Genomic DNA, 24,725 nt, shown 5'->3' with positions numbered 1-24,725 from the left:
TGCCTCTGCCCAGGGAATGGATACATGGCGTCCGCGGTTGAGATGGCCATGACTGACCGGATCGAGCTGAGTCCGAGAGACTGGGTGCGCGAGCAAACCGAACGAATCCTGCAGCAAGGCACGACCGACGGCGTCGAGATCCTCGACCGGCCCGTCGTCCTGATAACCGTGACGGGCGCCAAGTCCGGCAAGCAGCGCTACGTGCCGTTGATGCGCGTCGAGGAGGACGGTCGCTACGCCATGGTGGCGTCGAAAGGCGGCGCCCCCGAACACCCGTCGTGGTACTTCAACGTCAAGGCCAACCCGGCGGTGACTGTGCAGGATGGCGAAAAGGTCGTCGCCCTCACCGCGCGTGAGCTGGAAGGGTCCGAGCGCGAGCACTGGTGGCGGTTGGCGGTGGAAGCGTTTCCCCCTTACGCCGAATATCAGGAGAAGACGGCGAGGCAAATCCCGGTTTTCGTTCTGGAATAGCCGCTCGAATCCTCTTGCCACGGAGGGGTTATCGCTCGGGCACCAACTGGGTATCCCCCACTGATGCCCGGAGATTCATCTATGGCCGCAGTCCCCGCAGGGTTTACCCGAGCCGGCGCCGCGGACGCCGCCACCGCTGCAGAATTGCGCAGTGCCCTGCGACGGTGGCTGCAGGAGGTGACCGAGGTTCCGGCCGATCTTCGTGAGGACATCGTTTTGGGCGCCAACGAGGCACTGGCGAATTGCGTCGAACACGCGTACCGGGCCCACTCCACGCCCGGTCCGATGAAACTGCACGCACGCCACGATCCCGGGGCACAATCTGTCAACGTGCGCGTCAGCGACCGGGGAACCTGGCATCGGCAGCAGCCCATGAGGCCCGACGATCCCCGAGCGTCCCGGGGCATCCTGCTGATGCACGCGCTCGCGGATCACTGCACAATCAACGCCCGGCCCGATGGCACCACGGTGTGCCTCGACTACACCACGACGGCTACGCCGCTGGACGGCCGCGACATTCGCCCCTAGGTCACACGCCGTAGGCGCGCTCCAGATCCTTGAGCGACGTCTCCAGGTGGCCCAGCAGTCGCTGCAGGTGCGGGACGCTGCGTCGGCAGCCGACAAGACCGAAGTCGAGATTCTCGGCGTTGTTGGTCACGGTGATGTTGACCGCCTGCCCGTCGAGCGGGATCGACAGCGGGTAGTTTCCGTCCAACCGGGCGCCGCGCCAGTACACCGGTTCCGACGGTCCGGCAGAGACGTTCGAGATGACGATGTTGAACGGCGGCGAGGCGGCCGAGAGATAGCCGGGAATCAGCCCGAGGAACAGCCCACCGATGTTGAAGGCCGAGAGCGCAAGCTGTTGAACGGGGGGCAACTGCCGGAACACCTCTTTGGTGTCGTGGATCGACGAGCTGATGATCTCCAGCCGCTTTGCCGGATCATCGAGGTCCGTCGCGAGGTTGCATAGGAACGTTCCGACCATGTTGCCGCCGCGGTCGTCGTCGGCCTTGCGCAGGTTGACCGGCACCATCGCGGTCAGCGGCTCACTCGGCAGGGCGTTCTGCTCGAGAAGGTAGGCGCGCAGCGCCCCGGAGGACATAGCCAACACCACGTCGTTGACCGTCACTCCCGCGGCGGACTTCACCGCCTTGACGCGGTCCAGCGACCAGGACTGCGCGGCCACCCGCCGGGCACCGCCAATCCGGACATTGAACATGCTGCGTGGCGCACGGAACGGGAGGGTCAGTTGTTGTTCGAGCAGCGCCGCGCGCGCAAGCCTCACCGTGGACGGCGCCAGCGCGAACGCCGACCCCGCGGTGCGGCCGACCCGCTCGAGCAGCGATGGCCGCTTCCGCGGCTCCCTGTGCTGCCGGGGACCCAGATTCCATGGCACCCGCACCTCGTCGTCATCCGGGTCGGGGCTGAAGGCCCGTTGCATCAGGCGCAGCGCCGACACGCCGTCCATGAGGGAGTGGTGGTACTTCGTGTAGACCGCATAGCGCCCGTCCTCCAGGCCCTCGATGAGGTGCGCTTCCCAGAGGGGGCGGTGCCGGTCGAGCAGGCTGCCGTGCAGCCGGGACGCCAATTCCAGCAGGTCACGCACGCGTCCCGGCTCCGGTAGGGCCGACCGGCGGAGGTGGTAATCGAGCTCGACCTCCCGGTCGAACGACCACGCGACATTGGTGATGCCGCCGAAGAAGGCGGGGTGCTTGCGGAACGTCGGTTGAACGTCCGTGCGCTCGAGCATCGCCTGATAGGACTCGCGGACGAAGTGCGGCCCGGCGTCCTCGGGCGGCACGAAGAGCTGCAACGATCCCACGTGCATCGGGTGCTCGCGTGACTCGCCGATGAGGAACAGCGCATCCGTCGGCGATATCGGTTCCATGGTTGGCCTCCCCATTCAGTCCATTCGATACGGCTCGTCACCTCACAATTAGCCCGAGCGGGCATCGCCCACACCTGCAAAATTCGGCCGCGACAGTTCCCGCCGCTAGGGCCGTCAATTCGTTGCCTGGCCATCCGGACGGATAGACTGCTAGGCCGTAACTCGAGCGGCTGAGATCACACGCCGCTGAGCCCAATAAATTCGCGTCCGGGGGAAGTGCCATGCCTGAGAATCAGACCGAAGCTGTCGGCCTGGAGCCGCACTTCGAGGACGTCCAGGCGCACTACGACCTGTCCGACGAGTTCTTCGCGCTATTCCTGGATCCCACGCGCACCTACAGCTGCGCGTTTTTCGAGCGCGACGACATGACCCTCGAAGAGGCGCAGATCGCCAAGGTCGACCTCTCGCTGGGAAAGCTCGGATTGCAGCCGGGCATGACGCTGCTCGATATCGGCTGCGGCTGGGGCACCACGATCATCCGCGCGCTCGAGCGCTACGACGTCAACGTCGTGGGGCTCACCCTGAGCCGCAACCAGCAGGCGCATGTCCAGCAGCGCCTCGACCGGCACCCGTCCGCCCGGAGCAAGCGCGTGCTGTTGCGGGGCTGGGAGCAATTCGACGAGAAGGTGGACCGCATCGTGTCGATCGGTGCCTTCGAGCACTTTGGACGCGACCGGTACCCCGACTTTTTCAAGATGGCCTACGAGGCACTCCCCGCCGACGGTGTGATGCTGTTGCACACCATCATCAAGCCCAGCGACGAGGAGTTCAGCGAGCGCGGACTGCCCATCACCATGACCAAGATCCGGTTCATGAAATTCATCATGGACGAGATCTTTCCGGGCGGGGACCTGCCGCAAGCCAAGGGCGTCGTCGAGCACGCCGAGCGGGCCGGCTTCGCCGTCGAGCGTGTCCAGCAGCTGCGCCTGCACTACGCCCGGACGCTCGACACGTGGGCGGCAGCGCTCGAGTCGCGCCGCGACGAGGCCATCGCGGTTCAGTCCGAAGAGGTCTACGACCGGTACATGAAGTACCTGACCGGTTGCGCCGACCTGTTCCGCGACGGCTACACGGACGTCGCGCAGTTCACCCTCGCCAAGGGCTGACATCACGCCCCTTGCGGGTGGCTGAAACCGGCCGCGCCTCCGCGGCGCGGTTTATCGGCGCATCCCTGCGGGTAACACCACGAGCAACGACCTGATGCGGTAGGGGCCGAGGCTGCATGGTGCAAAACCGCAGGAAGGAACTGACCGTGGACGCCAGGCGCCAAGCGAGCGAAGTATCGGAGCAAAGAACCCATGCGACCGGCTGGCCCGCGCGTCGCGGGTTGTCCGGCGTGGCGATGGCATGCGAGATCGTCTCCGCGTCGGTGTTGTGCGCGGCCAGCCTGGTGGGCCTGTTTGCCTACGTCGAGCCCAACAAGCCGACGGTCGAGTCGACGCTGGGGCCGCCGCCCGCCTCCCACCCGGTACGCCAGCAGGGGACCGTCATCGCCGTGTCCGGGGACTCGGTGACCGCCCGCAGCCCCAACGGCTACACACAGACCTACCGCGTCACCCCGGAGACCACCGTCATCTCCCGTGACGGCGGCCAACCCCGTGTCGGCGCTTCACATTTCACCGTCAACGAGCAAGTGGACATCATCGGAACGATCGAGGGCGGCACGGCGCTGGCCACCGCGGTCGCGGACCGTGGCACCTCGAACGGTGATGGACCCCCGATGGATCACATTGCGGCGCAACCGATCAGCGGCTCGCCCGGCGGCATGTGAGTTCACTGTGATTGGCCGGTGCCGCCCAAATGCGCGCCGCTGTCATCCAATTCGTCGCGGCGTAGGGCCATAGGCGTCTTGGCCGGAATGTCCCCGCCGGCGATCACCGCGCGGGTGATCGGGGTGAGCGCCCGAAACAGCGTTTCCACCTCGTCGTCGCTGAGGGCATCTAGGGCAGACAGCGCGAGCGCGTCGGTGCTCGATTCGATGCGGTCCTTCAGCTCCCGCCCGGCCGCGGTCACCGTGCCGTCGCCGTTGAGCAGTCCCCGCTCGGCGAGCCGTTGTTCGTGGTGGCGCCACGTCGCTTCGTCGTAATCGCGGGTGCGGGCGATGTAGTCGGGCTCGACCCGGCCGGTCGCCGCGTGCAGCACGTTGGATTCCCGCCCCGAGACACCGGCGGCCGCCAGCACCGCCGCGTGCCCATCGCCGCGTTGCTCACGCAGCAGGGTCGCGGCATGCCAAAGCGCGGTCAGCGGTTCGTCCGGCCAGGGCAGCGCCAGATTCGCGGCGAACAGCGGTCGCCCGTCGAGCGGCGCTGCTCGGGCCGCCTTGGCCGCCAATTCGGCTGCGACGGCGACGTTTTCATCCGCCTCGACGCCGTATCGGCGCAGGGCCGCGACCGCCGATTCCTGCCGGGCACGCAACGCGGACTCGGGACCGGCGATCTCCCACGCCGCGGGCAGCGCCTTCGCGACGCGCTCGGGGGCGAAGTTGTAGAAGATTGCGGTGACGACCTCGCGCGGCACCATGCCCAACGGCGCCGATCGGGCGGCGAAGTAGCCCATCCAGAAGCCGCGGTAACCCAGCGCGTCGAGCGCCGCCCGCGCTTCCGGCGCGAAGTAGGTGACTGCATGTACCGGCTCGAATCGGTCGAAAAAGCGCCGCGCCAACGCCGGTTCTCTACGCACGTTCGCAGTTAACCACGCCGCTCGTCGGGAGCCGTCCCGAGGACACCCCGCGGCCGCCGTGCGCGGCCACGGACTCATTGGCCTTTCAGGCTGCCGATCCGAAGTGAAAAGTCCGTGCGTTTGGGCGGCGGATCGGTTTCGAGCGTGTCGACGTAGTATTCGGGGTCGCGGTCGACGATCGGCAACCCCTCGGTGGTCGGATGCTCGGCCATGAACTCGCTGTACTGGCGCCCGAGCGCCTCGCGCAGACCGATCGGGGCGTTGCGACGAAAATCGGGCAGCCCGTCCCGTTCCTCCTCGACCATGTGGTCGTCGTTCGCCGACCGGGTGCGGCCGACGGCGGCCCACCACTCGTCCGTGCCGACCCGAGCCGCGTTAGCGTCGCGCACCCCGTCCCGAATGTCGTTGTGATCACCGATCGCGTCGAGCGTCTCGCCTTCGGGATCGTTGGTACCGCGCTTCAGCAGCTGCGGGTAGAAGATCTTCTCCTCGATGTAGGCGTGCACATCCAGCTTGTCGGCGAGCGGACGCCACACCCGCTCGAGTGCCGAATTGTTGACCGGCGCCTGCGTGCGCAGCGAGTCGAGCCTGCCGAACTGCTCGCGGAACCAGTCGTGGTCGGTCTGGATCAGGACCGTGATATCAGCCATGCCGGCTCCTAACCTCTCGGACCGCTGCGCCTTCGGCCATCGTGTTCCATGCCGGGCCAGAGTTCAACCGGCCGCTGCTTAGGCTCGACAAGTGACGATCTCCTATGACGAAGGCCGGCGCGACCGGATCCGGGCACACTTGGCCGCCCACGACCGGCGCACGGTCACCGACCCGACGAAGCGGCACGCGGCCGTCGCGGTGGTCTTGGTCGACTCGGAGCTCGGGGAGGACAGGGTCGATCCCGCGCCGCTGGACGACTGGATCGCCGCGGGCCCGGCGTTGGAGACCGACCTCGACGGCCGCATGGTCGATGTGTCCGGCGGCGCGGCTTTCCTCCTGTGCCGCAGGGCATCTCGCCTCACTTCTCATGCGGCGCAGTGGGCGCTGCCCGGTGGCCGGGTCGATCCGGGTGAGACGGCCGTCGACGCGGCGCTGCGCGAATTGCGCGAGGAGGTCGGCATCGAACTGCGCGACTCGGCGGTGTTGGGTTTGCTCGACGACTACCCGACCCGGTCGGGCTACGTCATCACCCCGGTGGTGATCTGGGGAGGCGGACGGCTGGACCCGCGGCCCGCGCCCGCGGAGGTCCTCGCGGTGTACCGGGTGGGCCTGCACCAACTGCAGCGGGCCGATTCGCCGCGGTTCATCAGCATTCCGGAGAGTCCACGACCGGTCGTACAGATCCCGCTGGGGAACGACCTCATCCACGCCCCGACCGGCGCCGTGCTCCTGCAGCTGCGGTGGCTGTGCCTCGAAGGCCGCGACGAGCGGGTGGACGAGTTGGAACAGCCGGTGTTCGCCTGGAAATAGGCGCCGGCGACTCTCGCCGGCGAGCCGGTGATTCGGCCGATTCCCGAATGGGTATGTCTCTGTCGAGGTTGTGCAGCGAGTAATGGGGGCCGAGATTCTGATGGCGGTGGAACGTGGACGGGCGCGATGCCCGCGGTGCGCGGCGTGGGCCGAGTATCAATTTCTTGAACTCGCTGACAACAAGCTCGAGTACGAAGTGCGATGCGGCGCTTGCGGTCATCTCCACTCCGAGGTGACGTCGGTGTACCCGTCCGCCACCGCGGCTGCCTAGCATTCCGGATACCTTTAGCCGACAAACTCTTTGGCCGGCAACTGTGAGACAAGCGGCAAACGATTCCGGTCAACCGTCTGAGTGCGGTGTGGGACTCTGGCCCGATTCCCATTTCGCCGCGAGGGATCTGTTGACCGGCGTGCCGGGTGCCAGGTCGAGCTGGAACGTCTCGCCGGCGCCCTCGAGTGTCACGACGAAGCGGCCGTCGGTGAAGTCCTTGAACACCACCTTGTATGGCTGATCGCCGGCACCTCGGTCGACGGCGATCACATCGCCGGGCGCGACGTCGTCGATTCGGTCGTTACCGGTTACTTCACTCATCTACGCGACGATAGCGACCAATTGAGTTGCGACGCAACATTATTGAAGGTGAGTTCATTTGGTGAGCTGCACCAGGAACTCATGGCAGCGCTGCGCGCGCTTGGAATCCTCCGCCATGACATCCTCGAAGAACGAGGCCACGTCGTCGAGCCCCGCGTTCTTGGCGTCGCGGACGTACTGTCCGTAGTCGTGCCCGGCCTTCAGCGAGTGGTACTGCACCGAAACAAGGTCGTAGGTCACATCGTCGAAGCCGGTTTCCCCCGTGGCCATTGCGCGCCTCCTCACGTCGTCGTCAGAATTGACGTGTGAGGCCTACCCGTGGGCCGCACGCCTAAACAGATGACAGTCGGTTGGACGTACGCATTCCAAGAGCCCGTAACCATTGTCTCCGGGTGCTGTCTACTCGACGGACGTGCAATATTTGTCTTCTGGTAACCGGCGGGCGGATTGTGTCTGCGAACCTTGACCGACGCTCCGGGACGGAGTCGCCGCGACCAAAGAAAGGGCGACCATGACGGAACACTTGCGCGCTTACAACAGTCTTTGGCAGGTCCGTAGCGACTCGTGGTGCCGGTTGGAGGAGGCCGCCGACCGGCTCACCCGCCCGACCACCGAGGGCGCGCTGAAGACGAAGTGCATCAACACCTGCCAGGAATTGCTCACGCGGCTAAGCACTCTCGAGCCGTACTGGGCCTATCCGGGTTCGCCGCATTTCGCCCGGGTCCAGCGCCTGTTCGCCGCCGGTAGCTACGACAAGTTCGCGCAAGCCCTGGTGCAAATCAACCGCGCCCTGACCACGGAGTCGTACCGCACGGGCGACGTCGAGAACGCCGGAAGCGACGACCTCGACATGTTCCCGTCCGATCCGCGCCAGCTGGTCGAGCATCAGCCGGCGACGCAGCGGGACCGCCCCTATTTCGAGGTGTTGGTCGTCGAGAAGATGACCGAAGACCAGGAGCGGGCGCTGCGCAACGAGGTCCGCAAATGGCGGCGCCCCGACGACGAATTCGTCTACGAGCTGGTGGTGGTGTCCAGCGGCGATGAGGCACTCATCGCGGCACGGCTCAACGTCAACCTGCAGGCGGTGGTGATCCGGCGGCGCTTCTCACACCAATCGACCCGGGATCTGTCGGCGCTGGCCGAGTTCGTCGATACCGGGGTGTCGCACGAGTTGGCGGACCACCAGTCGCCCGAGGAACGCGCGCAGATCCTCGCGGTTTCCCTGGCGAAGTTGCGGCCCGAACTCGACCTCTACCTGATGACCGAGATCGAGGTGGAGGACATCGCGGGGCGGCTGGGCCAGTACTTCCGCCGGGTGTTCCACGCTCGGGAAGGCATGCTCGAGCTTCACCTGTCGATCCTGCAGGGTGTGGCGGCGCGCTACCGCACCCCGTTCTTCAGCGCCCTCAAGCAGTACAGTCACCGGCCCACGGGCGTCTTCCACGCCCTGCCGATTTCGCAGGGCAAGTCGATCGTCAACTCGCACTGGATCCGGGACATGGTCGGCTTTTACGGCCTGGATGTGTTCATGGCCGAGACGTCGGCGACGTGTGGTGGCCTGGACTCCCTGCTCGAGCCGACCGGGCCGCTGCGCGAATCCCAGCAGCTCGCCGCGGAGGCGTACGGGTCGCGGCACACCTACTTCGTCACCAACGGGACCTCGACCGCCAACAAGATCGTCACGCAGGCGTTGGTGGCGCCCGGCGACATCGTGCTGCTGGACCGCAACTGCCACCAGTCCCATCACTACGGGATGATGCTCGCGGGCGCGAATGTCATTTACCTCGAGGCGTATCCGCTCAACGACTACTCCATGTACGGCGCGGTCCCGCTGCGCGAGATCAAATCGAAACTGCTGGCGCTCAAGCGCGCCGGCAAGCTCGACCGCGTCAAGATGATGTCGCTGACGAACTGCACCTTCGACGGGATCGTCTACGACGTCGAGCGGGTCATGGAGGAGTGCCTCGCGATCAAGCCCGATCTCGTGTTCCTGTGGGACGAGGCATGGTTCGCGTTCGCCCGCTTCCATCCCGTATACCGGACCCGCACCGCCATGGCGGCGGCACGCGCGCTGCGGGAGCGGCTGGCCGACCCCGAGTACAAGCGCCGCTTCGAGGAGGAGCTGGCAACCGAGGGTGCCACCAGCGACGACGACCTGCTGGACCGCCGCCTGCTTCCCGACCCGGCACGGGCCCGAGTGCGGGTCTATGCGACCCAGTCGACGCACAAGACCCTGACCGCGCTGCGACAGGGATCGATGATCCACGTCTTCGATCAGGACTACGACCAGAAGGTGGCGGAACCGTTCCACGAGGCGTACATGGCGCACACCTCCACCTCGCCCAACTACCAGATCCTCGCGTCGCTGGATCTCGGCCGCCGGCAGGTGGCGCTGGAGGGTGTCGAGCTGGTGCAGCGGCAGATCGAGAACGCGATGCAGCTGCGCGACGCGATCGACAACCATCCGCTGCTCAGCAAGTACATGCGCTGCCTGCGGACCTCCGATTTGATTCCCGAGGATTACCGGCCGTCGGCCATCGAACAGCCTCTGCGCTCGGGTCTGCGGAACATGATGGCCGCCTGGGATCAGGACGAGTTCGTGCTCGATCCGTCCCGAATCACGTTGTTCATCGGGCCAACGGGCTACGACGGTGACACGTTCAAGCGCCAACAGTTGATGGACCGCTACGGAATTCAGATCAACAAGACGTCGCGCAACAGCGTGTTGTTCATGACCAACATCGGTACCACCCGCAGCTCGGTGGCCTTCCTGGTGGAAGTGCTCGTCAACATCGCCCGCGAGCTGGACCAGAACATCTCCGAGATGAGCCTCGGCGAGCGCGAACACTTCGCGCGGGCGGTCTATCGGCTCACCGAGATGTCTTTGCCCCTGCCCGATTTCAGTGGCTTCCACCCGGCGTTCCTGGATCACAGTGGAAGCGAGGCCACGCCCGAAGGGGATGTCCGCAGGGCGTTCTACCTCTCCTACGACGACACCAATTGCGAATACCTCACCGGCGAGCAGATCGACGAACGCTTGGACGCGGGCGTCGACATCGTGTCGGCGACGTATGTGACGCCCTATCCGCCAGGGTTTCCGGTCCTGGTGCCCGGCCAGGTGTTCAGCCGCGAGATTCTGCAGTTCATGCGTGACCTCGACACACCCGAAATCCATGGCTACCTACCGAATTTCGGCTATCGCGTGTACACCGAGAAGGCCATCGAGGTGGTCAGCGAGGCGGTCGGGCTGGCGCCCAACGGTCATCGCTCCTCGCGAGCCAAGGCGGCGGCGGCGAAGGCGCCGAAGAAGAAGTCGGCCAAGCACGGTCGGTCCAACGGCGACGGGAACGTCCCCGAGGTCGGCCACGAGGAACTGGTCGGTTCGCAGCACCCCGGCGACGCGCTCGCGGCGGAGCCGCCGACGGCCGACGACGGCGATGTCCCCGAGGTTGGCGTGGACGAATTGATCGGCGAGCAGCAGCCCGGCGACGCGGTGCAGGCCGAGCAGCGCTCCTAGCGGTTCAGGCGATCGATTCGTCGAGCGACTCGAGGTGCGGCCGTTCGTGTTCGACCGTGTTGATCAGCGGCGAGCCGCCACTGAGAGCCTCGATCAATCCCTTGACCTTCACGGTTTCGTCCTCGGTCGGGATCTCACCGGCTTCCAAGTCGTCCAATAGATCCGCACGAAGTCCGGCACCGTTGGCGGCCTCCTTCGCCGACAGCAGGGCGCGGCGCCGCGCCACATAGAGCTGTTGGCCCAGCGTTGCCCCCGGTGCGGCCGCGGCGCGCGCCATCAGATCGTCGTAGCACCTGCGGACCTCGCTCAGCGCGACGATCACCCGCGGGGTCAACCTACCGCGCGCCGCTGCGTCGGTCAGCGACTTCTGCAGCTTGCGCAACCCGGACAGGACCACTTCGACGCGGGGGCGGAAATCGTCGTCGTCATTGTCGGGCAAGGCGGCGATGGTAGAGGAGTACATGTGCATCGCCGCTTCGGCCATGCCCACAATTACCGTTGCTTCGCCCTCGTCCGGATTGTCCTTCGGCATGTTTCCCTCTGTTCATTTTCTGTTGTGCTGCAGGCCAATTGCGCAGCAGCGATTGTCACTGGGAATTGGCGGTGATCCGCGGTTGAGGATATTCGCCGCGCCCGCGGCTGTACACACCCGGACGCGTCACTTCGGCGGGAGGTGTCAGCCCTTAACGGTGTCAGGTGCTGGGCAGCCGATGCTCGATGATCGTCAGCGCGCGCTCACCCCAGCGAATGTTCTCCTCTTCGAACGAGATTCCACGCAGCAGCGTCAGATAAGGCCCCACCCGTTCGGCCTGGGCCAGGTATGCCGCCTCGCTGCGGCCGTCGAGCATTCGGGTACGTGTGCGTTCGTAGCGCTGCAATTTGGCTTTCGCCCGGTGCACCCGTTCCACCATGAAGTCGCGCACCGCCGGCGCGTCGCCGGCGTCGACGGCCATGACTTTGACTGCAAGCTCGTCGCGGATCACGGGGGGCTTCGGCGCCCGGGCGGTGAACTGCACGATCGCTTCGTAGCCGGCCTCGGTCAGCGAGAACATCCGCTTGTTGGGCCGACGATCCTGATGCACGACCCGCGCCCGGATGAGACCCTGCTCGGCGAGTCGCTCGAGTTCTCGGTACAGCTGCTGCGGCGTGGCCATCCAGAAGTTCGCGACCGACGCGTCGAAGCCCTTGGCCAGGTCGTACCCGGAGGCTTCGCCGTCGAGGAGCGCGGCCAGCACCGCATCACGCAGGGACACGCCTGACAGTGTAACGATCTGAATAATCAACAAAGTGACTAATCGCACATCGACATACGGCCGGACAGGCTTTAGCGTCGAGCACGCCTATTCAACAAATTGACTATGCGAGGTGTCGCATGAGTGCTAAGCATCCCTTTCGCAAGGCGGTCGAGGAGCGCGACGAGGCGGCCATCCAGGCGATGCTGGCCGACACGGTGGTGTTCACCAGCCCGGTGGCGTTCAAGCCCTATGTTGGCAAGCCGATAACCGCCGCGATCCTGCGCGGTGTGCTGCGGGTCTTCGAGGACTTCCACTACGTCCGCGAAATCGGCGACGGCAACGGGCGTGACCACGCGCTCGTATTCGAGACCGGGATAGCGGGGGCGCCGGGTGTAAAGATCACGGGTTGCGACTTCCTGCACTTCAACGACGACGGGCTGATCGACGACTTCATGGTGATGGTCCGGCCGCTGTCGGGTGCAACCGCGCTGTCCGAGGCGATGGCCGCGCAGTTCGATCGGATTCAGCAAGAGGCCGTCGAACTGGCCAACCAGTTCGCCACCGCATAGGGGCAGGGATCATGCGGATCGGATTGGGAATCAACTACGCCGGCGGGTTCAAGGACGTCGCCGCCGAAGTGGCCGACCTGGAACGCGCCGGGTTGGACATCGTCTTTGTCCCCGAGGCGTATTCGTTCGACGCCGTCAGCGCGCTGGGCTACCTGGCGGCGAGCACCGAACGGGTTGAGCTGGCGTCGGGCATCCTGCAGCTCTACACGCGGACCCCCACGCTGACCGCCATGACCGCCGCGGGTCTCGACTACGTCTCCGACGGCCGGTTCACGCTCGGCTTGGGCGCCTCCGGCCCCCAGGTGATCGAGGGCTTCCACGGCGTGCCCTACGACGCCCCGATCGCGCGCACCCGCGAAGTCATCGACATCTGCCGCCAGGTGTGGCGCCGCGAAACCCTACAACACAGCGGCAAGCACTACACGATCCCGCTGCCCGCGGGCCAGGGCAGCGGGCTCGGCAAACCGCTGAAGCTCATCAACAAGCCTGTCCGAGAGCGCATCCCGATCCTGGTTGCCGCGCTGGGGCCGAAGAACGTCGAGCTGGCCGCCGAAATCGCCGAGGGCTGGCAGCCGATCTTTTATCTGCCCGAGAAGGCGCGCGACGTGTGGGGGAAGGCGCTGGCCGCCGGTCAGGCCAACCGCGACCCCGCGCTCGGGCCGCTCGACGTGTACGCCGGACCGGTGCTGGCCATCGGCGAAAACGTCGAGCCCCTACGCGAATTCGTCAAACCGCACCTGGCGCTCTACATCGGGGGGATGGGCGCCAAGGGCAAGAACTTCTATCACACCCTGGCCACCAAGTACGGCTACGGCCCGCAGGCGGACCGCATTCAAGAGCTCTACCTGGCCGGCGACAAGGACGGCGCGGCCAAGGTGGTGCCCGACGAGCTGGTGCGAGACGTCAACTTGATCGGTACGCGCGAATTCGTCAAGGACCGCCTCGCGGCGTACCGCGAGGCGGGCGTAACCACGCTGAACGTTGCGCCCATGGCGGGCACGCCGCAGGAGCGGATCAAGCTGATCGAGACGCTGCGCGAGCTGCTCTGACCGCGGCGTCACGCCCTACCGACGCCGCGCTTGCCATAGCATGTGTTTATCGCGCCGGCGGACCGTAGGAAGCAGCTGCAATGGACCTGGACCGAATCACCCACCCGCTGAGGCTCGCCCGAGGATCGCATCGGCCCGGATCGGGCAAAGGCTGTGCAATGAACGTGATTTCATACATCAACGGCGACGAGCAGATCACCGACTTCCCGGCGACCTCGGCCCGGCCGCTGGCCTCCTTCGTCCAGTTGTGCAACGACCTGCTGGCCGGGCCCGACGGGTATCTCGCGCCGGATGACAGCATGTTGGTGCTCGACTTGGCGTGGCTGACGGTTGGCACCGCCGAGGTCACCGGAACCGTCGTGCACCCATGGGTCGCGAAGCTGTTGGTCAGCCCCCCGTGGGGCGTCATTCGCTACGCCGAGAACGCGGCGGCGGCAGGCGGGATCACCGACATCGCAGAACTGCATCGCCGGCTCGCCCCCGGCGAGTTGCCGCCGATCGCCGAGTGGGACGGCGCCGCCCGCGCCGCGCGCGCTATCGGTACCGCACCGGTGACCGCCGAAAGGTATGCCGTCCGGACCGCCGCTCAATCGACGGCACTCGTCGAGACCGACGACTGGGACACGCTGGATGCCGTGACCGGCAACGCCCTCAAAGCGCATCGATTGGCAAACGCGGACGCTGGAGCCGCCCGCGTCGTGGAGATCACGCGCCACGCCATTCGTTCATGGCGGCGTTTGGCGGGGCTGAGCGTCGTCGGCGAGCGCCCCAAAATCGTTGCGGCCTAAGGCATCCGACCGAAATCAACTCTGGCGGTGAGCAGCCCTTCGCAGCCGCACCGCGCGTGTCACCGCTGTCACCAACGCCAGCACCGACATGACGGCCAAGATCGTCGTCGAGACCGCGGATCCGGCGGTGCTGAGTATCAGCGGCAGGCCGAAGCCGACGTAGGTCACCACGTAGAAGACTCCGACCAGGGCGCCGCGCAGCCGCTGCGGTGCCGCGGCTTCCAGGTCGATCAAACCCTCGCGCAGGCATAGGCCCGACGCACACCCCAGGATCAAGAACAGCGGCACGGCCAGCGCCACCGACATGGTCGGCGGGGCCGCGGCGGTAGCCCCGTAGCCGAGCGCGGCCAGCACGGCGCCGGCGGTGCCGGCGTGCGGTCCCCAGCGAAGAACGCGGCCCAGGATTTGGACGAGTCCGCTCACGCCGTTGACGATCAGCGTGGCGGTTCCCGCGGCCATCGGGGCCGCGAGCCCGGTATGCAGGCGGCCGGGGATGGCGATGAATCCCAAAGTTGCCGAGGCGAACACCCACGGCGCGAGCGGCATGGCCCAGCTCAGGGCCCACGCGGTTCCCCGCCGCGCTGCAGTCGAGGGCTCCCAGGCGCGCGCGGCTACCGTCGCCGTCTGGTCCGAGCTCCGCACCGCCAGGATCGAGAAAATCATCGCCGCCACGACGAGGGCGGCGGCCAGCCCGAACGACACCCGAATGCCCGGCTGGCCGGCCCGCGCGATCACGCCTGCGGCGAACGGCCCGACGGCGAACCCGGCGAGCAACACCGCGCCCGCGGTGGCCGCGCCGGCGGGACCCCTCAGATCGGACGCCCATGCGGTGCAGGAGCTCATCAGGAGACCCACCCCGAGTCCGACGACCAACCGTCCCGCCAGCAAGACGTCGGGTTGTTGCGAGAACAGCATGGCCAGCGTGCCCACCAGAGCGGTCGTCGAGCCTGCCAACGCCACGGACTTGCGCCCGAGCGCATCCGAGGCGCGCCCGCCGAAAAGTAGGCCGGGCAACAGCCCGAGCGCGTAGATCCCGAATATGGCGTCGAGCCGGGCCGCGCCGAGGTGCTGGCGGCCGTCGATCGACGGCATCAACGCGACGAAGTGGTTGGCGACCCATCCCGTCGACAGCAGCAGGGCTAGCACGCTCGCGAACACGGTTCGGTTCGCGCCCGACTCGAGGCCCGCGTCGCGCTCGTCCGTTGTCGCCAACGCCGACGCGTTCGACGGGCTCACTGCTTTGTCCTCCCGGGGCTTGGTAACTCACGAATAGACGTAGCGACTTACGAAGGTATTCCCGCGTCAGCGCAAGCAAACACAACGTCCGTCGGCGCAAACCACAGTGAGGTTTGAGATCAGCCGGTTTGGTGAACAGACAGCTCAAACCGGACCTAGGAGGGCAAATGATCAAGCAAACCGCCGCGGCCACGATCGCGCTGGCCGCGCTGCTGTCCGGCGCGTGCTCGGCCTCCCAGATCGTCAACACTGGCGGCGACACGAAATGCAAGGACTTCACCGGGCAGGACGAAAAGAAGCAGAGCGATGAGGTCAGCAAGATGCTCAAGGACAAGAACGGGTCCGATCCGACCAACGCGGAGATCACGGCGACCCGGCTGTCCGCGTTGACGTACTGCCAAACGTTGGGCAAGCCGGACACGAAGATCTCCGAGGCTCCGCACGGCTGACCGGGCTGACCGCAGCCGGGTTGAAATCACGACCGATCCAAACCTGGTGACCGCCGGCGCCGATTCCTAGGCTGCGCGGGTGACGTCGAGCAACCCCGCGCCGGCGCATGTGTCCTTGCGCGGTGTCAACCGAACGTTCGGCAAGCACGCCGTGTTGGACGACGTCGACCTCGAGATCGAGCCGGGCGAGGTGGTCGCATTGCTCGGATCGTCCGGAAGCGGCAAGTCGACGCTGTTGCGGCTCATCGCCGGGCTGGACCGTCCGACGGACGGGCGGATCGAGATCGACGGCATTCCGGTTCGCGGGATCGATCCGCGCTGCGCCATGGTCTTTCAGGAACCTCGACTGCTGCCATGGCGAAACCTGGCGGACAATGTGGCCTTCGGCCTGCCTCGCGGCACCACGCGGTCGAAAGGGTCACCCGTGGTGCAGCATTGGCTCGATGTGGTCGGGCTGCGTGAATTCGGCAACCACTATCCGCGGCAGGTGTCCGGCGGTATGGCCCAACGCGCAGGGCTCGCGCGCGCCCTGGCCCGGCGGCCCAGCGTGCTGCTCCTCGACGAGCCGTTGGCGGCTCTCGACGCATTGACTCGGCTGCGGATGCAGGACCTGCTCGACACGGTGCAGCAGGACGCGGGCACCACCACGCTTCTGGTGACACACGACGTCGACGAGGCAGTGATCCTGGCCGATCGCGTCCTGATCCTGCGCGCCGACGACCGCGCCGAAACCGGGGCCGTCGCGACTATTGCCGCGACGTTCGACATCACCATTCCCAAACCGCGCGACCGTGGCGACCCGCGCATCGTCGGGATGCGCGATCGGTTGTTGGACGAACTCGGCGTGCGCCGGCACGGCGCTGCCGGCGATGAGGAGGCAAAAGCACGATGAAAGCCCGTTATTTAGCGGCAATTTCGGTTTTCGCGGTGGCCGCCGCCGTGTCCGCCTGCGGTTCGAACGCGGGTCCGACGGCTTCGAAGGACATCCGACTCGATTACGCCTATTACAACCCCCTGAGTCTGGTGGTGCGGGACCAGCACCTGCTTGAGGGCCGGGGTTACAACGTCACCTGGGTTCTTTCGGCCGGCAGCAACAAGGCCAACGAGGGGCTCCGTTCGCAAGCGCTGGACTTCGGGTCGACCGCAGGTTCGGCCGCATTGGTCGCGCGGGCCAACGGCACACCGATCAAGATCATCGACGTGTACAGCAAGCCGGAATGGACGGCCCTGGTTGTCCCGAAGAACTCCCCGATCAACTCGGTGGCCGACCTGAAGGGCAAGAAGATCGCGGTTACCAAGGGGACCGATCCGTACTTCTTCCTGTTGCAATCGCTTGCGACGGCCGGGCTTTCGCCTGCCGACGTGGAGATCATCAACCTGCAGCATGCCGACGGTAAGACCGCCCTGGAGCGCGGCGACGTGGATGCCTGGTCAGGACTGGACCCGTTCATGGCCCAGACCGTCCAGCAACAAGGCTCGCGGTTGCTGTACCGCAACCCGGATTTCAATTCCTACGGCGTGCTGAACGCCCGCGAGGACTTCATCACCGCGCATCCGGATCTCGTCCAATCCGTGGTCAATAGCTATGAGGAGGCCCGGAAATGGGCGAAGGCACATCCCGACGAGTTGGCGGCGTTGCTGGCCTCGCAGGCGAAGGTGACACAGAGCGTGGCCCAGGAGGAGTTGCAGCGAACGGCATTGGACATCCAGCCCGCGCCGGGCGATCCCCAGCGCGCAGTCCTGACCAACATCTTGCCGATCGCCGTGGCGGACTCGGACATCAAATCCGACGAAGCCGGGCGCGGCGCCTTGAACACGATCATCGACCCGAAGTACGCCCAGCACGCATCCTGAGGTTGCGCGCCGCACCGGCAGCGGCACTCGTCGTTCCGCTGCTGCTGCTGGCGACATGGCAACTGGTCACTGCCGCGGGACTTTTCTCGGCCAGTCAGTTGCCGCCCCCCGGCGATGTGGTGGCCGCCCTCGACGGGCTGCTCCGCCACGGCGAATTGTGGACGCACCTGCAAGCCAGCCTGGTGCGGGTGGTGCTCGGCTACCTGGCCGGTGCCGCGGCCGCGCTCGCGCTGGGTTCTCTCATCGGTCTGTCGGGTGCCGCGCGCAGCCTGCTGGCGCCCACGGTGGCGGCGCTTCGCACGGTGCCCTCGTTGGCGTGGGTGCCGTTGCTGCTCTTGTGGTTTGGGATCGACGAGACGCCGAAGGTGCTGCTCGTCGCCATCGGTGCGTTCTTCCCCGTCTACACGACGACGGCGTCGGCACTCGCGCATGTCGACCCGCAGCTTCTGGAGGTGGGCCGCGCCTACGGTCGGCACGGCGCCTCGTTGCTGGCGACCGTCATGCTGCCGGCGGCGGCCCCCGGGCTGGTCAACGGCCTTCGGTTGGGCCTGGCGAATGCGTGGCTGTTTCTGGTGGCGGCGGAGCTGATCGCCTCGTCGAAGGGGCTCGGTTTCCTGCTCATCGACAGCCAGAACACCGGGCGCACGGATGTGATGCTGCTGGCGATCGTCCTGCTCGCCGGATTGGGCAAACTCAGTGACGCCGCACTGGGCACGCTCGAGCGCCGAATGGTCAGGCGGCGCAACTAGCCCAGGATGAGCTCGCTCGGCGGCTCGTCGTTCAGCACGGCGTGGGCCAGCAATTCGCCGAGCAGCGGGCCGAACTTCATCAGGTTGCTGCCGACGAACGTGACGATGCGGCCTCGGCGGGCCACCGTCCAGCCGTCGCCACCCGAGTCCAGCCACGGGGCGCGAAGCGTGACGCAGTCCACTTGGTCCACCGGCGACAGGGACGGAAACAGCGCGCGCACCGTCGCGGGGTCGGGCACCTCCTGCCCGAACGCCCAGCGTCCCGTGCTGCCCAATGGCAACCCGTATCCCTCGGGCGCGGAAAGGCATGCGGCGCCGGCCGCTTCGGCGCCCTCGTAGGTGAATCGGGTGTGCGGGGCGAATTCGACGCCCAGCGGACCGAACAGGGTCGGCGTCTCGACACCCGCGCAGATCAGCACGCGGTCCGCGCGGACGAAGGTGCCGTCCGAAAGCGTGGTCGCGCCGTCGTCATCGACCGAGACGACCTGGCCGCGCTCAATGGTGGCGCGCCGCGCCAGGGCGCCGAGCGCGCGGCGGATCCGAAGGCTCCCGCCCTGCGGATCGAACACCCCGTTTTCCCACGGCGCGGCCAGAAACGGGATTCGCGCGGTGATTTCGGACCGGTCAAGCCGGAAGTAAGCGGCGCCCGCATCGTCCATTGCGGCCGCAATGTCCGGGTCGGCGTCGGCGGCGATAAAGCCCTCCGTGCCCAGCAGGCGTCCGGTGCCGAGCTCAGCCTCCCAGCGCTGCCAGCCGTCGCGGGCCCGCAGGGCGAGCCTGCACAACTCGTGGCGCCGATGCGCGATGCGGAAGATCCGCGCCAGTCCCGCGGATTGTTCGGCGAACGGCGCACCGCGCTCGAACACGACCGCGTTTTCCCCGCGCCGGGACAGCTCGTAGGCGGCCGCCAGCCCGCATATTCCCGCTCCGACGATGACGATCATCGCTAGAAGTAAAACCCGGCGTGCGGGGCGTCGGGCACCGCAAACAGCCGATCGGCAATGGCGAGCACTTGCGGGTCATCGGCGCGGGCCAGCCCGGCGGCCGCCAGGCCGCGCCAAGTCGCGCCACCGAGCAGCGTGGCGCCGAGCGCTTCGACTCCAGTGTGCAACTGGGCCGGTCGGTCCGTCGGTTCCGCGCCGGCGGCGGTGACCGTGAAGCTGGCCGAATTGCCCGGCAACAGGGGGTCGTCGACCGCGATAGTGATTTCCCCATTCCCGACGTATCTGCGCTCCGCCAACGTCTTTCGCGCGTCGACGACGCGCAGCCACGTCTCGTCGTGCACCGCGGTGACCCTCGCGGCTCGCCGATCGACGAGCAGCCACGGCAGCGGGTCGTCGGCGGGCAGCATCCAGAACACCACGCGGTCGATGAGGTCGAGCCCGAGCAGGAAACGCAGCAGCCCGGTGTAAGCCTCTTCGGTGGGCGCGAAGAAGTCCTCGACCGCGATGGTCCGCTGGTCGCTGATGAACCACACCTCGGTGTCGACGGGTCGGTAGCGCGCGAACCCGGACTCCGAGCCAGGCTCGCCGTGCACCGCGACATACGAAGGGCCCGGCGAGGATTCGGTGCGCATCCGCACGCCCTGCCACCACACCTCGGGGCGGTCAATGGTCCCCGGACGCGACGGACGATTGTCGTCATAGATCCGGGGCAGGACGTCCCACGCCTCGCCCACCTCCACCAGCCGCACCGGACCGCCGGCGGCCACCCCGGGGCGCAGCGCCGCCCGAGCGGTCTGGACCTCGACCGTCTGCGACGAACTCGCCACACCGTAGCCATACCGCTCGTAGATGGTCGCCTCCGAGGCGCGCAGTGTCGCGACCGCCTCACCCCGCGCGGCGACGTCGCGCAGCTGATGATGTATCAGCTCGGTGGCGATGCCTTTTCGGGTGAACGACGGCAGCACCCCGATGTGGGTCACGGCGGCATGGCCCACGATCGCGCCGCCGGGAAGCGTGAGACGGCTCGTCACCGCGTCGGCGGTGCCGACGAGTTGCCCTCCGATAAACGCCCCGATCGTGCGGCCCGGTTCGAGCAGGCGGGCGATTTGACCGGCTCCCAGGTTGAGCGGTGGAAACCCCACCATGGCGGCGCGAAACACGTTCGCCGCGGCGATGAGGTCGTCCTCGCTGTCGAGAACGCGAATGTCCGTGGTCATCCCGTCATCATGTCGGGCGCCTGCCGCGGCACCGCGGGCGCCTCGCAACTTGCACGCTCGCCCGTGCCGCCCCTAGCGTCGGTGGCGTATGACTCCGCGCTTCTTCTGGTTTCTGCCCACCACCGGTGACAGCCGTTCGATCGTCGGCGGGTCGCACGCGTCGTCCAACCGAGCCATTCCAAACGGGTTCCGTCCCCCCAGCCGCCGCTACCTGGCGGAAGTGGCTCGCGCCGCCGACCGGCTGGGTTTTGAGGGCGTGCTGACACCCACCGGGACTTGGTGCGAAGACGCGTGGCTGACCTCTGCCGCGTTGCTGGCGGAGACCGAGAAGCTCAAGTTTCTGGTCGCATTCCGGCCTGGGCTGGTGCCCCCCACCCTGGCCGCGCAGCAGACCGCGACGCTGCAACGATTTTCCGAGGGCCGGGTGCTGCTCAACGTCGTCAGCGGCGGCGACGACGCCGAACAACGCCGCTTCGGCGACTGGCTCGGCCACGACGAGCGCTACGCGCGCACCGCCGAATTCCTGCAGATCGTCACCTCGGTGTGGACACAGGAGTCGGTGGATTTCACCGGCCAGTACTACACCGTCGCCGACGCCAGGGTGTCTGCGCCGCCGAATCCCGTGCCGGAGATCTACTTTGGTGGATCCTCGGCGGCGGCGCTGCCAATTGCTGCCGAGTATGCCGACGTATACCTCACCTGGGGTGAGCCTCCGGGCGCCGCCGCAGCCAAGATCGAGCGCGTGCGCGAGCAGGCCGTCGCCGTTGGCCGCAAAGTTCGATTCGGCATTCGATTGCACACCATCAGCCGCGACACCTCGGCGGCGGCCTGGGCCGTCGCGAACGAGATGCTTGCCGACCTGACAGACGAGGAGATCGCCAAAGCCACAGCGCTGCATGCCAAATCGGAATCCGAGGGACAGCGCAGGATGACGGCCCTGCACGGCGGCCGGGTCGACAAGCTCGAGATCTACCCGAATCTGTGGGCCGGAGTCGGCCTGGTCCGTGGCGGCGCGGGCACGGCGCTGGTCGGCAGCCACCGGGAGGTCGCGAACCTGATCTCCGAGTACCACTCGCTGGGCTTCGACGAGTTCATCCTCTCCGGCTACCCCCACCTCGAAGAGGCGTACTGGTTCGCCGAGGGCGTGCTGCCGCTGCTGGCCCGGTAGGCGCGGGTTGCAATCGCGATGATTTCAGCGGCTCCGCCATCCGTCGGAAAGCAGCCCGCACGGCTCGGAGCTGGGCGTTGAGCGCGGCCGGAAACCCACGAGTTCCGCAGCCGTAACGCCCGAACCGGGTCGTCAGCCGCCTAGACGCCACGCTCGAGCGGAATCCACTGCACCGCCGAACGGTTATTCCAGCAGTCGTTGCGCTCCGGCCGTAGCGGCCACCGCGGAGTCGGCTTCGTCGAAGCCAGTCGGCAAAGTGGTGATATCCGTGAGGAAGGCAGGTCGTGTGATGCCTGGTTTGTCCAGCCCCATCCACCTAGCCGTGGCGCTGGACGGCGCCGGGTGGCACCCGGGCGCATGGCGCGAACCCGACGCCCGACCGGACGAGCTGTTCGACGCCGCCTATTGGGCCGATCTGGTCGCCGAGGCCGAGCGCGGATCCCTGGACTTCGTGACCATCGAGGATTCCCTGGCGATCCAATCCGACGACCCCTTCGAGCCCGACGACCGAATCGACCGCGTTCGTGGCCGGCTGGACGCGGTGCTCATCGCAGCGCGGATTGCACCCCGCACCCAGCACATCGGGCTGGTGCCGACGGCGGTCGTCACCCACACAGAGCCATTCCACCTGTCGAAGTCGATTGCCACCCTTGACTACGTCAGCACCGGCCGGGCCGGCGTCCGGGTCCAGGTCTCGCCGCGGGCCGACGCGGCAGCCCACTTCGGGCGCCGCGAGCTGCCCGCCGAGATCGCCGACCACTTCGCCGAGGCGGCGGATTACGTTGAGGTACTGCGTCGTTTGTGGGACAGCTGGGAGGACGACGCCGAGATCCGCGATGTAGGCACCGGACGCTTCATCGACAGGCAGAAGCTGCACTACATCGACTTCGAGGGGCGATGGTTTTCGGTCAAAGGGCCTTCGATCACGCCCCGCCCGCCCCAGGGCCAACCAATCGTCGCGGCCCTGGGCCACGGCGGAGCGTCCTACGACCTGATCGCCGGCAGCGCCGACGTCGGATTCGTCACACCACACGACGCCACGCAGGCGGCCGAGATCGCCGCTGACGTCTCCACGCGGCAAGGGGCCATCGGTCGACGTGGTGACGGGGTGCACGTATTCGCCGATCTGGTCGTCTTCTCCGATCACAGCGCGGAGGCGGCACGGGCGCGGCGGCGTCGGCTCGATGAGGTTATCGGCGCCGAATACCGCAGCGATGCAAAGGTATTCGCTGGGACGCCACCGGAGCTCGCCGACGTGCTGGGGGAGTGGCACGCCGCCGGACTCTCTGGATTTCGTCTGCGCCCCGCCGCGCTGCCGCACGACCTTGTTCAGATCACCGACGGCCTGGTGCCCGAGTTGCGCCGACGGGGCCTGTTTCGCACGGCCTACGAGGCCGACACGCTGCGGGGCTTACTCGGGCTGGGCCGCCCCGCCAACCGCTACGCCGTCGCCTGACGCACTCGAGGATCACCGATGACCAAGCCGATCAAGCAAATTCACCTGGCCGCGCACTTTCCGGGGGTGAACAACACCACCGTGTGGAGCGACCCGGCGGCCGGCAGCCATATCGAATTCAGCTCGTTCGCGCGGTTTGCTCAGGCGGCGGAGCGCGGCAAGTTCGATTTCTTGTTCCTGGCCGAAGGCCTGCGGTTGCGCGAGCAGAACGGCCAGATCTACGACCTGGACGTCGTCGGGCGACCCGACACCTTCACCGTGTTGGCCGCGCTCGCGGCGGTGACTGACCGGATCGGACTGACCGGCACGATCAACTCCACCTTCAACGAGCCCTACGAGGTGGCCCGGCAGTTCGCGTCCTTGGACCACCTCTCCGGTGGCCGTGCCGCGTGGAACGTCGTGACTTCGTGGGATGCGTTCACCGGCGAGAACTTTCGGCGCGGCGGATTCCTGGCAGAAGAACAGCGCTACGAGCGGGCGAAGACTTTCCTGCAGACGACGCTGGAGCTCTTCGATTCCTGGCGCGGCGACGAAATCGTGGCGGACAAGAAAACCGGCGTCTTTCTGTCCGATCCACACGCGGGCGCATTCGCCCACCGAGACGCGCATTTCGACATCCACGGTCGATTTAACGTCCCGAGGAGCCCGCAAGGTCGTCCGGTGATATTCCAGGCCGGCGATTCCGACGAGGGTCGCGAGTTCGCCGCTTCGGCCGCCGACGCGATCTTCTCCCGTCACAGCACATTGGGAGCAGGGCAAGCGTTCTATGCCGACGTCAAGGCCCGCCTCGCCCGATACGGGCGACGTCGCGACGAGCTGCTCATCCTGCCGGCCGCGACTTTCGTGATCGGTGACACCGACGCGGAGGCCGAGGAGATCGCACACCAGGTACGGCTCGCCCAGGTGTCGCCGCAGACCGCGATCAAGTTCCTCGAGCAGTTGTGGAACCGAGACCTGTCGGACCACGACCCGGACGGACCGCTGCCGAGGGTGGACCCCGTCGTGGGGGAGAACACCATCTCGCGCGGCCGGGCCAGCGTGCGTATGTTCCGGGACCCCGTCGCGATCGCGAACGAGTGGCGGGCCAAGGCGGAGGCGGAGCACCTGACCACTCGCGAACTCATCATCGAGGTGACCGGACGGCAATCTTTCGTCGGATCCCCGCGGACCGTCGCCGCTGCCATCAACGACCTGGTTCAGGCCGACGCCAGTGACGGGTTCATCCTGGTCCCGCACATCACGCCCGGGGGACTCGACCCCTTCGTCGACCAGGTGGTGCCGCTGCTGCAGGAACGCGGCGTGTTCCGAACCGAGTACCAGGGCACGACGCTGCGCGACCATCTCGGGCTCGCGCCGCTGCCCGTACCGCGGCGCGCCGCGTCCAGCGGCGTGGCCTCGTAGGT

26 protein-coding genes are annotated in these 24,725 nt (G+C 67.0%); 16 read left to right on the top strand and 10 right to left on the bottom strand.

Annotation, left to right across the window (positions count from 1 at the left end):
• Positions 1-48: 48 nt before the first annotated feature.
• Positions 49-471: a nitroreductase family deazaflavin-dependent oxidoreductase gene (locus AWB92_RS07840; RefSeq protein WP_068140184.1), complete on the top strand. Its 423-nt coding sequence runs from the start codon at positions 49-51 to the stop codon at positions 469-471.
• 81 nt (positions 472-552) lie between these two features.
• Complete coding sequence (locus AWB92_RS07835; RefSeq protein ID WP_142281985.1) at positions 553-999, top strand: ATP-binding protein; 447 nt, start codon at positions 553-555, stop codon at positions 997-999.
• Between the two features lies 1 nt (position 1,000).
• Here AWB92_RS07835 and AWB92_RS07830 read toward each other — a convergent pair whose 3' ends face one another.
• Positions 1,001-2,359 (bottom strand): wax ester/triacylglycerol synthase family O-acyltransferase, encoded by a 1,359-nt coding sequence (locus AWB92_RS07830; RefSeq protein WP_085184794.1) that lies wholly within the window; start codon positions 2,357-2,359, stop codon positions 1,001-1,003.
• Positions 2,360-2,580: 221 nt separating this feature from the next.
• Here AWB92_RS07830 and AWB92_RS07825 point away from each other — a divergent pair, with 221 nt between their 5' ends.
• Both AWB92_RS07825 and AWB92_RS07820 read left to right on the top strand, forming a co-directional pair.
• Positions 2,581-3,465 (top strand): cyclopropane mycolic acid synthase family methyltransferase, encoded by an 885-nt coding sequence (locus AWB92_RS07825; RefSeq protein ID WP_085184793.1) that lies wholly within the window; start codon positions 2,581-2,583, stop codon positions 3,463-3,465.
• A 146-nt stretch (positions 3,466-3,611) separates the two neighbouring features.
• A complete protein-coding gene (locus AWB92_RS07820) occupies positions 3,612-4,130 on the top strand; it encodes a hypothetical protein (protein ID WP_142281984.1) in 519 nt (172 codons plus the stop codon).
• Positions 4,131-4,132: 2 nt separating this feature from the next.
• Here the strand turns inward: AWB92_RS07820 and AWB92_RS07815 are convergent, their stop codons facing one another.
• Positions 4,133-5,038: a hypothetical protein gene (locus AWB92_RS07815; protein ID WP_085184792.1), complete on the bottom strand. Its 906-nt coding sequence runs from the start codon at positions 5,036-5,038 to the stop codon at positions 4,133-4,135.
• A gap of 74 nt (positions 5,039-5,112) precedes the next feature.
• Entirely contained in the window at positions 5,113-5,688 is a 576-nt protein-coding gene (locus tag AWB92_RS07810) for a hemerythrin domain-containing protein (RefSeq protein ID WP_085184791.1), read from the bottom strand.
• Between the two features lie 91 nt (positions 5,689-5,779).
• On the opposite strand from AWB92_RS07810, the gene AWB92_RS07805 reads away from it, so the two are divergent.
• Positions 5,780-6,499, top strand: coding sequence for a CoA pyrophosphatase (locus AWB92_RS07805; RefSeq protein WP_085184790.1), 720 nt, complete (start codon positions 5,780-5,782; stop codon positions 6,497-6,499).
• 340 nt (positions 6,500-6,839) lie between these two features.
• On the opposite strand, the gene AWB92_RS07795 is transcribed toward AWB92_RS07805, so the two are convergent.
• Together AWB92_RS07795 and AWB92_RS07790 are read right to left on the bottom strand one after the other, a co-directional pair.
• A complete protein-coding gene (locus AWB92_RS07795) occupies positions 6,840-7,091 on the bottom strand; it encodes a hypothetical protein (protein ID WP_085184788.1) in 252 nt (83 codons plus the stop codon).
• Between the two features lie 54 nt (positions 7,092-7,145).
• Positions 7,146-7,361 carry an acyl carrier protein gene (locus AWB92_RS07790; RefSeq protein ID WP_068176969.1) on the bottom strand — a complete coding sequence of 72 codons (216 nt, stop codon included), beginning with the start codon at positions 7,359-7,361 and terminating at the stop codon, positions 7,146-7,148.
• Positions 7,362-7,602: 241 nt separating this feature from the next.
• Between AWB92_RS07790 and AWB92_RS07785 the strand changes: the two genes are divergently transcribed.
• Positions 7,603-10,608: an ornithine decarboxylase gene (locus AWB92_RS07785; RefSeq protein ID WP_241523398.1), complete on the top strand. Its 3,006-nt coding sequence runs from the start codon at positions 7,603-7,605 to the stop codon at positions 10,606-10,608.
• Between the two features lie 4 nt (positions 10,609-10,612).
• Here the strand turns inward: AWB92_RS07785 and AWB92_RS07780 are convergent, their stop codons facing one another.
• A complete protein-coding gene (locus tag AWB92_RS07780) occupies positions 10,613-11,140 on the bottom strand; it encodes a forkhead-associated protein (protein WP_085184787.1) in 528 nt (175 codons plus the stop codon).
• Positions 11,141-11,300: 160 nt separating this feature from the next.
• Positions 11,301-11,861 carry a PadR family transcriptional regulator gene (locus AWB92_RS07775; protein ID WP_085184786.1) on the bottom strand — a complete coding sequence of 187 codons (561 nt, stop codon included), beginning with the start codon at positions 11,859-11,861 and terminating at the stop codon, positions 11,301-11,303.
• Between the two features lie 119 nt (positions 11,862-11,980).
• Between AWB92_RS07775 and AWB92_RS07770 the strand changes: the two genes are divergently transcribed.
• The 3 genes from AWB92_RS07770 to AWB92_RS07760 all read left to right on the top strand — a co-directional run bounded on the left by AWB92_RS07770 (position 11,981) and on the right by AWB92_RS07760 (position 14,249).
• Positions 11,981-12,412 carry a nuclear transport factor 2 family protein gene (locus AWB92_RS07770; RefSeq protein WP_085184785.1) on the top strand — a complete coding sequence of 144 codons (432 nt, stop codon included), beginning with the start codon at positions 11,981-11,983 and terminating at the stop codon, positions 12,410-12,412.
• Between the two features lie 11 nt (positions 12,413-12,423).
• Positions 12,424-13,461 (top strand): LLM class F420-dependent oxidoreductase, encoded by a 1,038-nt coding sequence (locus tag AWB92_RS07765; RefSeq protein ID WP_085184784.1) that lies wholly within the window; start codon positions 12,424-12,426, stop codon positions 13,459-13,461.
• A 158-nt stretch (positions 13,462-13,619) separates the two neighbouring features.
• A complete protein-coding gene (locus AWB92_RS07760; RefSeq protein ID WP_206601291.1) occupies positions 13,620-14,249 on the top strand; it encodes a hypothetical protein in 630 nt (209 codons plus the stop codon).
• Positions 14,250-14,264: 15 nt separating this feature from the next.
• Here AWB92_RS07760 and AWB92_RS07755 read toward each other — a convergent pair whose 3' ends face one another.
• The gene (locus tag AWB92_RS07755; protein WP_085184782.1) at positions 14,265-15,485 is read right to left on the bottom strand and encodes an MFS transporter; all 1,221 of its coding nucleotides are present in this window, start codon (positions 15,483-15,485) and stop codon (positions 14,265-14,267) included.
• Positions 15,486-15,652: 167 nt separating this feature from the next.
• Here AWB92_RS07755 and AWB92_RS07750 point away from each other — a divergent pair, with 167 nt between their 5' ends.
• The 4 genes from AWB92_RS07750 to AWB92_RS07735 all read left to right on the top strand — a co-directional run bounded on the left by AWB92_RS07750 (position 15,653) and on the right by AWB92_RS07735 (position 18,537).
• Positions 15,653-15,934, top strand: a complete 282-nt coding sequence (locus tag AWB92_RS07750; RefSeq protein ID WP_068176958.1) for a hypothetical protein — start codon at positions 15,653-15,655, stop codon at positions 15,932-15,934.
• Between the two features lie 109 nt (positions 15,935-16,043).
• Entirely contained in the window at positions 16,044-16,826 is a 783-nt protein-coding gene (locus tag AWB92_RS07745) for an ABC transporter ATP-binding protein (RefSeq protein ID WP_173817377.1), read from the top strand.
• Entirely contained in the window at positions 16,823-17,788 is a 966-nt protein-coding gene (locus AWB92_RS07740; RefSeq protein WP_085184780.1) for an aliphatic sulfonate ABC transporter substrate-binding protein, read from the top strand. Before AWB92_RS07745 ends, AWB92_RS07740 begins: the two co-directional genes overlap by 4 nt.
• Positions 17,789-17,826: 38 nt before the next feature.
• A complete protein-coding gene (locus AWB92_RS07735; RefSeq protein WP_085184844.1) occupies positions 17,827-18,537 on the top strand; it encodes an ABC transporter permease in 711 nt (236 codons plus the stop codon).
• On the opposite strand, the gene AWB92_RS07730 is transcribed toward AWB92_RS07735, so the two are convergent.
• Both AWB92_RS07730 and AWB92_RS07725 read right to left on the bottom strand, forming a co-directional pair.
• Entirely contained in the window at positions 18,534-19,481 is a 948-nt protein-coding gene (locus AWB92_RS07730; protein ID WP_085184779.1) for an FAD-binding oxidoreductase, read from the bottom strand. The two genes, AWB92_RS07735 and AWB92_RS07730, sit on opposite strands and share 4 nt — an antisense overlap.
• Before the next feature lie 2 nt (positions 19,482-19,483).
• Complete coding sequence (locus tag AWB92_RS07725) at positions 19,484-20,698, bottom strand: GNAT family N-acetyltransferase (protein ID WP_085184778.1); 1,215 nt, start codon at positions 20,696-20,698, stop codon at positions 19,484-19,486.
• Between the two features lie 88 nt (positions 20,699-20,786).
• Here AWB92_RS07725 and AWB92_RS07720 point away from each other — a divergent pair, with 88 nt between their 5' ends.
• The 3 genes from AWB92_RS07720 (at position 20,787) to AWB92_RS07710 (ending at position 24,723) form a co-directional block, all read left to right on the top strand.
• Complete coding sequence (locus tag AWB92_RS07720; RefSeq protein WP_085184777.1) at positions 20,787-21,866, top strand: LLM class flavin-dependent oxidoreductase; 1,080 nt, start codon at positions 20,787-20,789, stop codon at positions 21,864-21,866.
• A gap of 289 nt (positions 21,867-22,155) precedes the next feature.
• On the top strand, positions 22,156-23,322 hold the full coding sequence (locus AWB92_RS07715; protein WP_085184843.1) for an LLM class flavin-dependent oxidoreductase: 1,167 nt from the start codon (positions 22,156-22,158) through the stop codon (positions 23,320-23,322).
• 18 nt (positions 23,323-23,340) lie between these two features.
• Positions 23,341-24,723: an NtaA/DmoA family FMN-dependent monooxygenase gene (locus AWB92_RS07710; RefSeq protein WP_085184776.1), complete on the top strand. Its 1,383-nt coding sequence runs from the start codon at positions 23,341-23,343 to the stop codon at positions 24,721-24,723.
• Positions 24,724-24,725: the final 2 nt, after the last annotated feature.

This window comes from Mycobacterium sp. IEC1808 (genome assembly GCF_002101935.1).
GTDB lineage: Bacteria > Actinomycetota > Actinomycetes > Mycobacteriales > Mycobacteriaceae > Mycobacterium.
Note: the sequence above shows the minus strand (reverse complement) of the source record. Positions and strands in the feature narration are given on the sequence as shown.

What these genes read in the sequence shown, in the direction of transcription:
- AWB92_RS07840 (WP_068140184.1), top strand. Translation starts at nt 49, where the DNA reads ATGACTGACCGGATCGAGCTGAGTCCGAGAGACTGGGTGCGCGAGCAA.
- AWB92_RS07835 (WP_142281985.1), top strand. Translation starts at nt 553, where the DNA reads ATGGCCGCAGTCCCCGCAGGGTTTACCCGAGCCGGCGCCGCGGACGCC.
- AWB92_RS07830 (WP_085184794.1), bottom strand. Translation starts at nt 2,359, where the DNA reads ATGGAACCGATATCGCCGACGGATGCGCTGTTCCTCATCGGCGAGTCA.
- AWB92_RS07825 (WP_085184793.1), top strand. Translation starts at nt 2,581, where the DNA reads ATGCCTGAGAATCAGACCGAAGCTGTCGGCCTGGAGCCGCACTTCGAG.
- AWB92_RS07810 (WP_085184791.1), bottom strand. Translation starts at nt 5,688, where the DNA reads ATGGCTGATATCACGGTCCTGATCCAGACCGACCACGACTGGTTCCGC.
- AWB92_RS07795 (WP_085184788.1), bottom strand. Translation starts at nt 7,091, where the DNA reads ATGAGTGAAGTAACCGGTAACGACCGAATCGACGACGTCGCGCCCGGC.
- AWB92_RS07790 (WP_068176969.1), bottom strand. Translation starts at nt 7,361, where the DNA reads ATGGCCACGGGGGAAACCGGCTTCGACGATGTGACCTACGACCTTGTT.
- AWB92_RS07785 (WP_241523398.1), top strand. Translation starts at nt 7,603, where the DNA reads ATGACGGAACACTTGCGCGCTTACAACAGTCTTTGGCAGGTCCGTAGC.
- AWB92_RS07780 (WP_085184787.1), bottom strand. Translation starts at nt 11,140, where the DNA reads ATGCCGAAGGACAATCCGGACGAGGGCGAAGCAACGGTAATTGTGGGC.
- AWB92_RS07770 (WP_085184785.1), top strand. Translation starts at nt 11,981, where the DNA reads ATGAGTGCTAAGCATCCCTTTCGCAAGGCGGTCGAGGAGCGCGACGAG.
- AWB92_RS07765 (WP_085184784.1), top strand. Translation starts at nt 12,424, where the DNA reads ATGCGGATCGGATTGGGAATCAACTACGCCGGCGGGTTCAAGGACGTC.
- AWB92_RS07760 (WP_206601291.1), top strand. Translation starts at nt 13,620, where the DNA reads ATGAACGTGATTTCATACATCAACGGCGACGAGCAGATCACCGACTTC.
- AWB92_RS07750 (WP_068176958.1), top strand. Translation starts at nt 15,653, where the DNA reads ATGATCAAGCAAACCGCCGCGGCCACGATCGCGCTGGCCGCGCTGCTG.
- AWB92_RS07740 (WP_085184780.1), top strand. Translation starts at nt 16,823, where the DNA reads ATGAAAGCCCGTTATTTAGCGGCAATTTCGGTTTTCGCGGTGGCCGCC.
- AWB92_RS07730 (WP_085184779.1), bottom strand. Translation starts at nt 19,481, where the DNA reads ATGATCGTCATCGTCGGAGCGGGAATATGCGGGCTGGCGGCCGCCTAC.
- AWB92_RS07725 (WP_085184778.1), bottom strand. Translation starts at nt 20,698, where the DNA reads ATGACCACGGACATTCGCGTTCTCGACAGCGAGGACGACCTCATCGCC.
- AWB92_RS07720 (WP_085184777.1), top strand. Translation starts at nt 20,787, where the DNA reads ATGACTCCGCGCTTCTTCTGGTTTCTGCCCACCACCGGTGACAGCCGT.
- AWB92_RS07715 (WP_085184843.1), top strand. Translation starts at nt 22,156, where the DNA reads ATGCCTGGTTTGTCCAGCCCCATCCACCTAGCCGTGGCGCTGGACGGC.
- AWB92_RS07710 (WP_085184776.1), top strand. Translation starts at nt 23,341, where the DNA reads ATGACCAAGCCGATCAAGCAAATTCACCTGGCCGCGCACTTTCCGGGG.